11 protein-coding genes and 1 pseudogene are annotated in these 12,763 nt (G+C 66.8%); 6 read left to right on the top strand and 6 right to left on the bottom strand.

The window, feature by feature from the left end:
- Positions 1–107: 107 nt before the first annotated feature.
- A complete protein-coding gene (locus ACH438_RS09995) occupies positions 108–2,930 on the top strand; it encodes a hypothetical protein (protein WP_397003292.1) in 2,823 nt (940 codons plus the stop codon).
- Positions 2,927–4,741 carry a hypothetical protein gene (locus tag ACH438_RS09990; protein ID WP_397003290.1) on the top strand — a complete coding sequence of 605 codons (1,815 nt, stop codon included), beginning with the start codon at positions 2,927–2,929 and terminating at the stop codon, positions 4,739–4,741. The genes ACH438_RS09995 and ACH438_RS09990 overlap by 4 nt, the downstream gene beginning before the upstream one ends.
- A gap of 126 nt (positions 4,742–4,867) precedes the next feature.
- Here the strand turns inward: ACH438_RS09990 and ACH438_RS09985 are convergent, their stop codons facing one another.
- On the bottom strand, positions 4,868–6,919 hold the full coding sequence (locus ACH438_RS09985) for a glycoside hydrolase family 15 protein (RefSeq protein WP_397003288.1): 2,052 nt from the start codon (positions 6,917–6,919) through the stop codon (positions 4,868–4,870).
- A gap of 120 nt (positions 6,920–7,039) precedes the next feature.
- On the opposite strand from ACH438_RS09985, the gene ACH438_RS09980 reads away from it, so the two are divergent.
- Both ACH438_RS09980 and ACH438_RS09975 read left to right on the top strand, forming a co-directional pair.
- Complete coding sequence (locus ACH438_RS09980; protein WP_397003286.1) at positions 7,040–7,276, top strand: hypothetical protein; 237 nt, start codon at positions 7,040–7,042, stop codon at positions 7,274–7,276.
- 126 nt (positions 7,277–7,402) lie between these two features.
- On the top strand, positions 7,403–7,657 hold the full coding sequence (locus ACH438_RS09975) for a hypothetical protein (protein WP_397003284.1): 255 nt from the start codon (positions 7,403–7,405) through the stop codon (positions 7,655–7,657).
- A 7-nt stretch (positions 7,658–7,664) separates the two neighbouring features.
- Here ACH438_RS09975 and ACH438_RS09970 read toward each other — a convergent pair.
- Positions 7,665–8,300, bottom strand: a pseudogene (locus ACH438_RS09970) (M48 family metallopeptidase); the annotation flags it as partial.
- A gap of 212 nt (positions 8,301–8,512) precedes the next feature.
- On the opposite strand from ACH438_RS09970, the gene ACH438_RS09965 reads away from it, so the two are divergent.
- Together ACH438_RS09965 and ACH438_RS09960 are read left to right on the top strand one after the other, a co-directional pair.
- Positions 8,513–9,346, top strand: a complete 834-nt coding sequence (locus tag ACH438_RS09965) for a hypothetical protein (RefSeq protein WP_397003282.1) — start codon at positions 8,513–8,515, stop codon at positions 9,344–9,346.
- The gene (locus tag ACH438_RS09960) at positions 9,343–9,474 is read left to right on the top strand and encodes a hypothetical protein (protein WP_397003280.1); all 132 of its coding nucleotides are present in this window, start codon (positions 9,343–9,345) and stop codon (positions 9,472–9,474) included. Before ACH438_RS09965 ends, ACH438_RS09960 begins: the two co-directional genes overlap by 4 nt.
- A gap of 289 nt (positions 9,475–9,763) precedes the next feature.
- On the opposite strand, the gene ACH438_RS09955 is transcribed toward ACH438_RS09960, so the two are convergent.
- From ACH438_RS09955 to ACH438_RS09940, 4 genes are all read right to left on the bottom strand, one after another.
- Positions 9,764–10,429, bottom strand: coding sequence for a hypothetical protein (locus ACH438_RS09955; RefSeq protein ID WP_397003278.1), 666 nt, complete (start codon positions 10,427–10,429; stop codon positions 9,764–9,766).
- A 2-nt stretch (positions 10,430–10,431) separates the two neighbouring features.
- Positions 10,432–10,998: a hypothetical protein gene (locus tag ACH438_RS09950; RefSeq protein ID WP_397003276.1), complete on the bottom strand. Its 567-nt coding sequence runs from the start codon at positions 10,996–10,998 to the stop codon at positions 10,432–10,434.
- A 2-nt stretch (positions 10,999–11,000) separates the two neighbouring features.
- Positions 11,001–12,485 (bottom strand): phage portal protein, encoded by a 1,485-nt coding sequence (locus ACH438_RS09945; protein ID WP_397003274.1) that lies wholly within the window; start codon positions 12,483–12,485, stop codon positions 11,001–11,003.
- A gap of 107 nt (positions 12,486–12,592) precedes the next feature.
- A complete protein-coding gene (locus ACH438_RS09940) occupies positions 12,593–12,757 on the bottom strand; it encodes an HNH endonuclease (protein ID WP_397003734.1) in 165 nt (54 codons plus the stop codon).
- Positions 12,758–12,763 lie beyond the last annotated feature (6 nt).

Below are 12,763 nucleotides of genomic sequence, written 5' to 3'. Positions count from 1 at the left end.
ACCTGGCGGATGTGACAGACCGGATATCCGGAAATAGGGTGTGAAACAAGCGTGTAAACGGCGGCCTACTCCCCGTAGGTCGCCGAACCCTGAGAGCGGGAGCCCGTATGCCACGTGATCTGCCCTACGACGACGACCCCGGCCACGGAGAAAACGCCGGCGACGCCGCGTACACCATTGCCACCGGTGTCGCCCGCGTGGCGAGGGCAGGCGCATACGTGACCGGTGGTGCGCTGATCGCCTCCGCCGGCACCCGCACCAGCGTCACGCCGGCCATCGAACACGACAGCCACTGGTCCGAAGCCGACGACCCGCAGCAGCACCAACCCAGCGCGACGGTGTCCTTCCCGGACCTCACCTCCGATCCGGTGCCGCCCGCTCACCTCGGACAGTCCTACGCACCGGTCAGCTCGCCCGACTCGCGGCACGACTTCCAGCACGGCACGGACGCCGGGCTGCTCCCCGCCAACTACGGCGGGCCCGCCCCCGACCCGTCCGACTCCGGCTTCCACGGGATCGGCGTCGCCGATCCCGGCACCGCGACCAATGCCTTCGGCCTGCCGTACGAAACCGGCGGCGGGGTACCGGGTTCCGGCATACCGCTCGACCAGGCCGGCAATGCCTTCGGCCAGCCGTTCAACAATCAGCCGGCCGCCGCGGATCCGTTCGGCCAGCTGGGCAACCTGTTCGGCGGTCAGACCGGGCAGCCGATCGGCGACGGCCAGAGCTTCCTGCCGGGCCTGCACCTGCCGGGGATGAACGGTGGCGGCGGGTTCTTCCCGGGCGCCGGAACCGGTTTCCCCGAGGGCTCCGGCCTCGGCGACGGCGGCGCGGCGCCCGGTCAGTCCGGGCACTTCTTCGGTGGCGGCGACGGCGCTCCCAGCGAGCTGGGGCATTACTTCGGTAGTGGTGGCGAGGGCGGGCAGCCGGGGCACTTCTTCGACGGCGTCGGTGAGCAGCAGCCGGGGTTCGGCGGCGAGCAGCAGGGCTTCGGCGCGGTCGTGCACACCGGCTTGAGCGTCGACGTGCATGTCGGACTGGACGGCGTGTGGGTCCACACGGCCATGACGGCCGATGTGGCGGTCGGCAATATCGGCAACCAGTACAACCAGCTGGGCAACCAGCTGCACGACGGCCTCTCGCATGCGCCGGGCTACCACGGCCAGCCGCTCAACGGCGATCAGGGCGTGAACGTCACTGCGGCGCACGGTGATTCGCCCGCGATGCAGAACAATATGCCCGGTATGCAGAATGTCGCGGCCGGCGGCCCGAATGCCGTTCCGGGACAGGGGACCGACGCGTTCGGCGGCGGCAATGCCCCGGGTTCCGCTGCGGGCAGCCAGTTCTCGCCCTTCGGCGGCCAAGGCGCGCCCGCTGGTGCACCCGGTGCCGGTGCGCCCGGCTCGCCGTTCGGCGGCTCCGGCGCCCCCGGTTCCAATGCGCACGGTGCTCCCGGTTCGTCCGTGGGCGGCCCAGGTTTCGGTACTCCCGGTGCGTCTGCGGGCGCTCCCGGCTTCGGTGCTCCCGGCGCAGCAGCCGGTGCTCCCGGTTTCGGCGCTCCTGGTGCGTCTGCCGGTGCTCCTGGTTTCGGCGCTCCCGGCGCGTCCGCCGGTAGCCCCGGTTTCGGTGCTCCCGGTTCGGGTTTCGGTGCTCCGGGTGGGTCCGGTTTCGGTGCTCCGAGTTCGGTTGCTCCCGCTTTCGGGTCCGGTCCTGCGGCTCCGGTTGCGCCCGTGACGGTTTCGCCCGTGTCCTCGGTGGTCGCACCGGTGGTGCCGGTGGCGGTCGCGCCCGTTGTCACTGCCCCGGTCGCTTTCGCGCAGCCGGTGGCGGCCACCCCGTTGCAGACCACGATTCAGCCCGATGCGGCGAATCACCCGATCGGCAACCTGCTCGGCACGTCCGGCGCCCCGTCGCCGCTGACCGCGCCCGCGGCGGCCGTGCCGGTGTTGTTCGATCAGCGGCAGCCGGTGCTCACCGCGTCCGGGTTGCGTGATCAGCCGGCGTCGCACGATCCGGTCACCGTGGTTTCCAAGCCGGTGCCCGCCACTCAGCCGTCCGCGGGGACGTCGCCGCAGGTCAGTGTGCCGTCGACCAAGCCGGACGCGGGTCTCACCACGGTGCCGCCGGTGCCCGCGACCACCAAGCTGCCGACCGTGCCCGATGCCGGGACCACCAAGCCCGACACCGGAACCACCAAGCCGGACACCGGGAATGCGGTGACCACCGCGCCGGAGCCGACCAGGCAGCCGGATCCGTCGACGGTCCCGACCAATGACAAGCCCGACCCGGTCACCACGCAGCACCAGCCGACCGATCAGCACCAGCAGCCCACCGACGACGGCGGCAATGGCGCGACGACGCACGGCGGCGGCCCGTCCCGTGGCGTGCCGAGCGACCCGGATTCGGGTACGGCACACCAGCCGACGGTGACCCCGGATCACAACACGCTGCCGGACAACACGTTGCCGCCGACCGTCCCGGACGTGCCGAATCACGGTGGCCAGCCGGATCACGGCGGACTGCCCGATCACGGTTCGCAGCCGCAGGTTTCGGTGGCGCCGGTGCCGGCGCCGCAGACCGTGCCGTCGATGCCGTCCGTGCCGACCACGCAGCCGAGCATCCCGGATATGCACGTGCCGGAGATGCAGCCGGTGAAACCCATGGACTACCAGGTGGATCCGAGTCACGGGCAGCTGGGCGTGCACGATGTCGCGCTGGCCTCGTACACCACGGCGCCGACCTATCACGATCCCGCGCTGACCCTGCACGACACCGCGCTGGTGACCGATGACTCGCTGTCCGCGCACGATCTGTCGTCGGGTCTCATGCACGATGCGGGTCTCTCGTCCGGTCTGCTGCCCGATGCGGCGCCGGCCGACAGCCACCACTACGGGGCACACGGCCCGTTCGATCACACAATGCTCCTGTGAGCGGCGTCGAACGACTTGCTGTGGTGAAGAATCCCGATGCGATGGGACCACTGCTCGAGCTGCTCGACGAGCTGCTCGGGCTGACCCACGCCGCGGGCCGGACCGATCTGGCGAACCGGCTGGGCATCGCCCGCGCCCGGGTCGCCGATCCGCGGGTGCGCCTGGTCGTGGTGGGCGAATCCCGCAGTGGCATGAGCACGTTGGTGAACAGCCTGGTCGGTGCGCCGGTGAGCGCGACCGACGGGCAGCCCGGCGTGCCCGTGATCGCCGAGTACGGTGCGCAGGCGACCGCCACGCTGGTGAAGGTGGGCGCCGCGGGCACGGCCGAGCGCTTGTCGGTGGATCCGGTGACCGCGGTGCAGGAACTGCAGACCGAGGGCGTCATCCGCGCCGAGTTCACCGCGCCGAGTCCGCTGCTGGCGGAGGGCTTCGTGGTGCTGGACGCGCCCGGTTCGCCCGGTGAGACGCCGTCCACCTGGTCGTTGCTGGCGGCCGCGGACGCGGTGCTGTACGTCGCGGATGCGGGGGCGCCGTTCACGGCCGCGCAGATCGAGCAGTTGCAGCGCATTCAGCAGGTGTGCCCGACGGTCGTCTGCGTGCTCAACAAGATCGACCAGTATCCGCAGTGGCCGCAGGTGCAGCAGCAGGACCGGCAGCTGCTCGACGATGCCGGGCTGGCCTTCGCGGTCGCGCCGGCCTCGGCACAGCTGCACGAGCATGCCGCCGCGCTCGGCGATCAGCAGCTGGATCTGGAATCCGGTGTGCCGCAATTGCTGGACCATCTGCGCGCCTACGTGCTGGGCCGCGCGGACGTGGTCGCCAGCGAGGCGGCGGTGCGCGATATCCGGCTCATCACCGATCATCTGGCGCTCGCGCTGCGCAGTGAGGGTGAGACGCTGCGGGATCCGCGCCGCTTCACCGTCATCACCGAGCAACTGCGCCGCACCCGCGAAGAGGCGGAGCAGCTGCGCCTGCGCACCGCCAACTGGTCGCTCACGCTCGCAGACGGCGCGGCCGAGCTGATGGCCGATACCGAACACGATCTGCGGCACCGGCTGCGCAGTCTGATCCGTGAGTCCGAATCGCAGATCATGCAGCGGGATCCGGTGCGCAAGTGGGCCGATTTCAGCGCGGAGCTGGATGCCAAGATCTGTGAGGCGGTGGAGGAGAACTTCGTCATCGCCCACTACCGGTCGGTCGAATTGGCCGAGCAGGTGGCGGCCAAGTTCCCCGACAGCGGCATTCCGACCCCGGACCTGAAGCTCGACAACCCGGGTGATGTCGGCGCGGTGCTGGAGCCCGTCGCCACCATGGAACCCTTGGAGAGCGCGAAACACGGGATCACGCAACAGGTCCTGAACACCCTGCGCGGCTCCTACGCGGGCCTGCTCATGGTCGGCCTGGCCACCAGCCTGCTGGGTATGTCGCTGGTGAACTGGTATTCGGCCGGTGCGGGTGTGCTGCTGGGCGTGAACGCGCTGTGGGACGACCGCAAGGGCCGCAAGCAGCGCCGCCAGTCCGAGGCCAAGGTGGCGGTGGCGCGGCTCATGGACGATGTGATCTTCCAGGTGAGCAAGGAGTCCCGCTACCGGCTGCGCGCCGTACAGCGCAGTCTGCGTGACCATTTCACCGAGATCGCGAATTCGACGCTGCGTTCGGTGGACGCCTCCATGCGCGCCGCCGAGGAGGCCGCGGCCGTGCATTCCGGTGCGCGCCGGGAGCAGCGGCTCACCGAGATCGAGACGTCACTGGTGCGCCTGCGCGAACTGCGCGAGCGCGCCGACATGCTGGGCGAGAACCCCTCGTACTGAGCGGGTTCCGCTACGGGGCGCCGACCCGCTCCACCGTGGGTCCGGGCCGGGCCCCACCACAAGGCGGAGAACGCCACCACCCGCGTCCTGCGGGTGGCGGCGATTCTCTTTGCAACCCCGGAGAACTCAGCGTCCCAGGTGTGCCGGGTGGAAGTTCCCGGCCCGGTGGTTCTCTTCGGCGCGGATCACGTGCATCACCGCATTGATGAGCGCCAGGTGCGTGAACGCCTGCGGGAAGTTGCCGAGGTGCCGTCCGGTGCGGGAGTCGATCTCCTCGGCGTACAGCTTGAGCGGGCTGGCGTAGCCGAGCAGGCGTTCGCACAGCTGGCGTCCGCGCTGCAGCTCGCCGATCTCCACCAGCGCGGAGACCAGCCAGAACGAGCAGATGGTGAACGACCCTTCGGCGCCGGACAAGCCGTCGTCGGTGGTGTCGGTGCGGTAGCGCAGCACGAGGCCGTTCTCGGTGAGATCGTCCGCGATGGCCAGCACGGTGGCGCGCACCCGGTGGTCGGTCGGCGGCAGGAAGCGGAGCAGGACCACCAGCAGCAATGACGCGTCGAGAGTGTCGCCGCCGTAGGTCTGGGTGAACACGCCTTCGGAGTTGACGCCGTTGTCGAGGATGTCGGCGTGGATCTCGTCGGCGATCTCCCGCCACTTCTTGGCGTAGTCGAATTCGCCGTGCAGTTCGGCCAGTTTCGCGCCGCGATCGAGGGCGACCCAGCACATCACCTTGGAGCAGGTGAAGTGCTGTGGTTCGCCGCGCACCTCCCAGATGCCGCGATCGGGGTTGCGCCAGTTCTCGATTGCCGCTTGCACCTGTCGTTCGAGCAAGGGCCACAAGGTTTCCGGGACCTGCTGGCGTGACTTCACGTGCAGGTAAACGGAATCCAGGATGGTGCCCCAGATATCGTGCTGGTCCTGGTTGTAGGCGCCGTTGCCGATGCGGACCGGCTGCGCGCCGTCGTACCCGGACAGGTGCGAGAGTTCGGATTCGGTGATCTCGCGTTCGCCGCCGATGCCGTAGAGCACCTGCAGCGGTACGGCGCCGCCGTTGCCGTCGCTGGCGACATCGTGCAGGAAGGCGAAGAAGTCGTCGGCCTCGCGGTCCAGGCCGAGCGTGTACAGACCCCACAGCGCGAAACTGGAGTCCCGCACCCAGGTGTAGCGGTAGTCCCAATTGCGTTCGCCGCCAGGGGTTTCCGGGAGCGAGGTGGTGGAGGCCGCGAGCAGCGCTCCGGTGGGCGCGTAGGTCAGGCCCTTCAGGGTGAGTGCGCTGCGCTGCAGGTACCCGCGCCATGGATGGTCGGGGAAGCGGCCGGTGGTGATCCACTGCCGCCAGCATTCGGTGGTGGCCCACATCTTCTCGGCGGCTTCCTCGAAGTTGCGGGGGAGCGGCAGGTCCGACCAGGCGAGGGCGACGAAGACCTGGTCGCCCTCCTTCATGCGGGTGCGGGCGCGTGCCTCGCGGCCCTCCAGGCCCAGGCGCATATCGGTGGCGAGGGTGAGGGTGGGGCAGCCTTCGATTTCGCTTGTGGCCGTGGCCCGTTCGTAGACGTCGCCGCTGTAGACCCAGTTGGCGGCGCCGCGGTGGTAGTCGAAGGCGGGCTCGCAGCTCATCTCGAGTTCGACCACGCCGTTCACGCATTTCACGGTGCGCAGCAGGATGTGCTCGGCATCCCAGTCCATGGGGGTGCGGCGGTGGCTGCGGCTGCGGGAACGGTTGTTGTGCCACGGCCCCATGACTAGGGCGTCGCGCACGATGATCCAGCCGGTCTCGGTCTGCCAGGTGGTTTCCACGATGAGCCCGCCGGGCAGGTAGCGGCGGGCGGCGGGCACCTTGCGGCCGTAGGGGCCGAGGCGGAAGTGGCCGGCGCTGCGGTCGAGCATGGCGCCGAAGACGCTGGGGGAGTCGGGGCGGGGGACGCACATCCATTCGACGGAGCCGTCCCGCGCGATCAGGCAGGTGGTCTCGCAGTCGGAGAGGAAGGCGTAGTCGTCGATAGGGGGATACACCGATTTGTGAGTGCCCCCGGTGGCGGAGGGGAGATAGTCGGCGGAGAGCTCGGCGTCGGGGCGGTCCACCGGACCGTCGTACAGGCCGGTCGGATCGTCTTCGAAATCCTCGGCCTCGCTGCCCAGCGGGCGGGCGAAGGATTCCGGTTCGTCGTAGGACTCCATGCCCTACATAATCAGCCCGGTCGGCAGCTGCCGCCACCCTCGTCGCAGGCCTGTCCCGCATTCCCCCCGATCGGCGGCCCGAATCGTCCGCTCTCCCGGTATCGGCCTAGGCTGGGGTTCGTGCATGCGATTGCAGGATGGTGGGACGGCGTCGAACTGTGGGTGGCCGGCCTACCCTTCGTTCCCCAGTTCGCGGTGGTGCTGTCGGCCATGGTGCCGGTCTGCCTGATCATCGCCTTCGCGCTCGACCGGACGCTGCGGTTCGCGCTGCGCGCGCTCGGCCGCGACCGGGTGGCCGCCCAGGAAGCACCGGCCCCCGCCCCGCAGCCGCGCCGCATGCGGAAGGAAGCCGCCTGATGCCGCGTTCGCGTGTCCAGCTTGCCCTGATAGCACTTCTTGTTCTCGTAGTCGTCGCCTGGTTGTTCACTCGCTGAGCGGGTTTCGGTACCGCTACGGCGAACTCTCGGCGTACTGTGCTGCACCATGTCAACCGATGAAGGTCTGGAACTGGAGACGCTGTTGTCCGAAGAGGACTTCGAAGACGAACCCCGTCTGATCTCCACCCACTACTGCGGTCCCGACGAGGCCGTCGACATGGTGAAGGCGGCCCAGCTGCTGGGCCTGGGCGTGCGGCTCTCGAACCGCATCCGCCCCGACGAGGAAGATCCCGAGACCGCCACCGAGGAGTGGGTGCTCGACATCCTCGAGACCCCGCCCGTGGTCGAGGGCGACGAATAAGCCTCCGTCAGTTCTGATCTCGGCCGGTGATCCGGCGGCCGAGCTTCGTAATGGTTTCCCCTACCTCTTGTCCGACCGTGCTCACCGCGTCCGCCACATCGCGGCCGAGGTTGCGCACGGTGCGGATGAGCGGATCGTCCGATTGATCGAAATTCTGCCGGTACGTGCGGGCGGCGTCCTTGATCTCGTCGCCGAGGCGGACGTTCTTGTCCTGCTCCCGCAGCGGGTACTGGCCGTCCAGGATGCGGTCGTAGTCGCCGCTGGTGATCCAGCGCCGCAGTTCGGCAGCCCGCAGCACCGAGAACGGGTGGGTCTGGAGTTCCAGGTTCAGCAGTTTGAGCACGCCGTCGCGCAGGTCGCCCGCGCTGTCGTAATCGTCGGCCTGGGCCAGGAACGCCGCGTGGCTCATCTCGTCCACGCGGGAGCCGCCCGCGAGCTTCATGTGGACCCGTACCGAGGCCTCCACGTCCTGCCCGGCCAGCAGTCCGGCCCGGTCGCCGGAGAGTTCGGATTTGCGGCTCCACTCCATGAGCGCGGCGACGATCGCGCGTAAAGCCCAGCCGCCCACCGGCATCCAGCCGATATTCGAGGCGAGTCGCATCAGGTGCATGAGCATGGTCCGGTACACCGCGTGCCCGGATATGGTTCGAATGGGCATACTATGCATTCCCGCAGGTAGATCCCCTACTCGGACTGAATGCACACTCTCGTGTATTTGTCAAATCAGACAAGTGCTGACACCGTGTCGGCATCTGGGCATCGTTGCGCCGCCATCTGCGCGAGCCTTAACGTGATCGCAGTCAGTTCGAACCGAGCGCCACTACCGCCCCAACCTGGAAGGATTGCGTACCAAGCATGGCCGAAGCAGTCACTACCGAGAACGCCCCCGCTGTGCCGAGCAAGTGGGACAACCTCACGCATGACCAGAAGCTAGACGCCCTGATCGAATGCGAGTCGGCAATCAAGCAGGCCGCCCAGGCTGCGTACCTCGTGGCCGGTGCCGCCCTCTATGACATCCGGGAAGGCGACCTCTACAAAGAGCGCGGATATACGAACTGGGGCGAATACACCGAACAGAATTGGGGCTGGAAGCGCGACTATGCGGACAACCTCATTAAGGCCGCCCTGATCGTGCGGGAGCTTCCGGAGGGCACGCCGGTGCCTGCCACGGAGGCGGCTACCCGCCCGCTGCGCGCCTTGACTGCCGAGAAACGCGCCGAAGTCATGAACAAGGCGGCGGAGCTTGCCGAAGGCGAAGTGATCAACCGCAATGCCATCAAGAAGGCCATTGAAGAGAGCCGGGCTAGCCGCAATGGAGACGGCGAAGAGGGCTCCGATAGTGGCAATGGAGACCAGACCGGCGTTACTGCCGAGAAGTACATTTCGCAGCTCGGCAAGTTCGCCGATCGGGTCGCAAAGGTAGCGGAAGGCATCGAAGAGTTCCGCGCCAAGGTTGATGCCTCCGTGTACAACAGCACCGGCCCGCGCACCCAGGTTGCCGAGCGGGTGAACGAAGTAGTGAACGCCCTCCTCGAAGCCTCCGGCGTGACCTATAAGAAGCCGAGCAAGACGGCCGCCAAGACGGAGACGGCCGATAGCGCCGAGTCTGCCCCTGCCGCCACAAAGGCCGCTGCCCCGGCGAAGAAGGCCCCGGCCCGCAAGACTGCCGCGAAGGCGGCTACCGCATGAGCGCCCGCTCCCCCGAAGAAGTCCAGGAACTACTAGCCGAACTCACCAATGCCGAATTGATGGCCGAAGTTCAGCGGCGGATGGCTCTCGCGGAAGAGCGGGAGGACGACGGGGAGGCGGCGGAATGACCCCCAGGAGCCACGCAGAGCGATCGGAAAGGAGAATCCGGGGGATTGGGCGGCTTCACGCCGCAGGGCTCCCCGTGTGGACAATTGCCCGGCGGCTGAACATCCGAGAAGACGAAGTGTGCACCGCCCTATCAGTTCTCCGGAAATGGGAGCAGTGAAAGGCGTAGACACGCCAGCCCGACCACAACCGCATAGTCGAGAAGCTGAATGCCGACACCGTGTCAGCAACGCAAAAAAGGCCCCCGAACTACTCCACAAGGAATAGCCGGGGGCCTTCTCGCATATTCAGTTACGCCGCTTCACTCAGATTCCGACGCCAAGCCGACAGGATCGCATTCGGATCACCCGAGTCCGCCGCAGCACGCGCCGCCTTGTACTCGTCCTCCCACTGCTCCACATACGCCGGGGGCTCATACTTCCCACCCGGACGCACCGGCACGGCCATGCACCGGCAATTGTCGTGGAACTGCATATCCGCCGTATCCTCCGACCGATACACATCCCCACGCGTAGCGTTCATCCGGCAGAACGGGCACGCAGTGAACGACGCATACCGCGCCCACGTAGCGCCACGCTCCCGCCCGGCCGACAAGCTCACAGTCTCCCGAGCCTGCCCGAACAAGACACGCTGCGCCGAGCCCGAGAGCAGATCAACAGCTGCCGGGGACTTCAAAGCCCACCGCGCCGACGCCTGCAACTGGGCAGTAGCCGGAAGCGGAGCCGGAGCAGCCCGAAACGTCAACTCCGGGGCCTGCGAGTCGTAATAGAACGCCGCAAGCTCCCCGGCCGCCGACATGTGCGGGGCAACGATCTCCGGGTACGCCTGAACGATCAGCCGCCAGAACTCGGCACTCGAAATGCCCTTGCGGGAGGCTGCCCGGAACATCGAATCAATGTCCCGCACCATGACCGTATTCAGGTCTCCGAGAACTTCCCGGAACTCGATAACGTCCATGGCTAACGCTGCCTCCAAACAGCATCCTCCAGCGCCTCACGCAAGAAGTCCTTGGGAGCCGGAGGAGGGCCGGAAGGCCCCCGCATCGTGTGAGTAGGGCAATTCAGCGACTCCCAACGCTGCTGGCTTTCGCGCCGCTTCTCGTCCATGTAGGCGCGGAGGGCTTCGGCACGCTCCCGCATCTCCTCCACGGATTCATCCGACTTTCCCAGAAGCTCGCGAGGGATACCGGCCTTCTCGGCAATCGCGCGAATGCGCTTCTCCTCCGCCTCCCGGGCCTCCGCCTTCTCCCGCTCGGCCTCCGCCGCCTTCATGCGCTCGAACTCCGGGATAACCTCATCGGCAAGATTCCGGTACCGGTCGGCTAGCTCGGCCTTCTTTTCTAGCGCTTCATGCTTCCGCGCCACGCGGGCCTCAATCTCCCGCCGATGCTTGGCGAGAATCTTGCTCACGTGGTCCTGTGTGAAATGCTTCTCGCCCTCGGTCGGCTTCGCGCTCTCCGTTGTATGAACCAGCGCCGGGGAATCGTCCGGGGTATTGGAGACCGGCATATCGTTCGGGGTAGCCATTGTTACGCGGCCTCCTTCGAATCGTCGCCATTCACCGGCCGGTCACGGTCCGCCCGTTCCGCAATTGCGGAATCCTCCCGAGCCTCCGCCGCGCCACCACGAAGCCCATTGATCAGCTCATCAACGCGCGCGTTCCGGTCTTCCTGCTCCAGCTGGCGAATCTGCGCCTCGGTCATGCCCACCCATTCGCGGGTAACGCGCGAATTCTTCGGCAGAATCTCGACCTGACGAAGCTTGGTAGCCGCATCCGCTGCCGCCGCCTTGGTCGGGGTAGAGGGATCGGACCAAGACACGAACACGTTGCGGTTGAAGCCCTCCGGCAGTTTGCCGTCACGCACGAGCAGCGCCAAACGGGCAACTTCCATCCAGCCTTGGCCGAAATCGGTCTGTCGCTTCTCTGCCCGCTTCACAAGCCGCGATTCCATAGCCCGGATAGCGTCCGCACTCGGAGGCTGGTTCGCGCTGATCGCAAGATAGGTGGTCGGAATACCGGCCTCCGCCGAGAACAGTTCCGCCTGCTTCGTCAACTGGGCAAGGTACGGGTCCGGGGAAGCCTGCGGGAACTGACCAACGGACGGGCGCGCCTCCGGGTTGTCCTCATCAAAGGGAATGCCGAGCATCCGGCCCATAACAGCCTCGAAGCCAGCGACCTTAGAGCCGTCCTTCTTGCTGAACTGGTCTTCACTAACGTTGATCATGTAGCGCTGCGGAGTCGCGTAGAACTCCTGGTTAATCGCCGCGTTCGACATGGTGCGAACGGCCGCATTGGTCACGGAGCGAATACCGCGCGTGATCTCCGAACGGCCCTCCAGCTGCGACGCATACGCGCGATTGACCAGCCGCACGACAGGGACGCGCCCCAGGTTGTGAACGCCCCGCCACGTCACCCGCCAAGGCATATTCTCGGTAGCCCGCTGAATAACAATGGTCTCGGTATCGGTGTACAAGGTCGCCATTGTGTAGGCGGAAACCTCGGTATCCCAGAATCGGGAAGCCGCAATAGTGAGACGGCGCGTACGCGGATCAATCAGGCCCGTCATATTGCGCGGAGACTGAACGACAATCGACGGGTTCGGCTCATCAATCGAGGCATCCCCGACGCCCACGCACACGAACGCAGTCCCGTAAATCAGAGCATCAATGTGGGCCTGAGCGGAGATCGTTGCAAGGCCATTCGCGCGGAAGATCTCGGCAAGGCCGAAGTCCTCCCCGTCCTCCATGTCGGCCGACTGCGCCACAGTCCAGCCCCGGAAACCTAGACGCTCCTCCAACACATCAATCTGCGTGCCCGGCCAGCCAATGACGGTACCGATCCGCTTATCGAAATGCTCCGGCATCGCAATGCCCAGAGAGGGAACCTTCACCTCGCCCGTGTAATAGGCGTGCTTCTCGCTATTGCCGGTCTCGTGCTTGTCGAGCTTCTGAAACAGAGCCCGCAAACTGCCCTCCTGCTCCGGAGTCAGCTTGCCGTAATTCTTCTTCGCCACTTACGTGCACCTCAATCAAGAGTTGAAATGAACCGCACAACGGCCACAGAAAGGCCGGTGCGTAAAACCGCCCAAGGCTCCGGGCGTAGGAGAGTGCCGACACCGTGTCAGCAGTGGAACGGCCACCTATCGCCCTTGCGGAGATTGCAAGGCGAACAGATAGGCCGAAGATTGCTCAGGCAATGAGCGCCGCCCTGAGCGAGCGGCTTTACATGGTCGATAGCCTCATACGGGGCACGGCACAGCCAGCACCGGCCGCCGAAGTAGGCCACCCGTTC

The sequence above is a fragment of the Nocardia sp. NPDC020380 genome (genome assembly GCF_044386975.1).
Classification (GTDB): domain Bacteria; phylum Actinomycetota; class Actinomycetes; order Mycobacteriales; family Mycobacteriaceae; genus Nocardia.
Note: the sequence above shows the minus strand (reverse complement) of the source record. Positions and strands in the feature narration are given on the sequence as shown.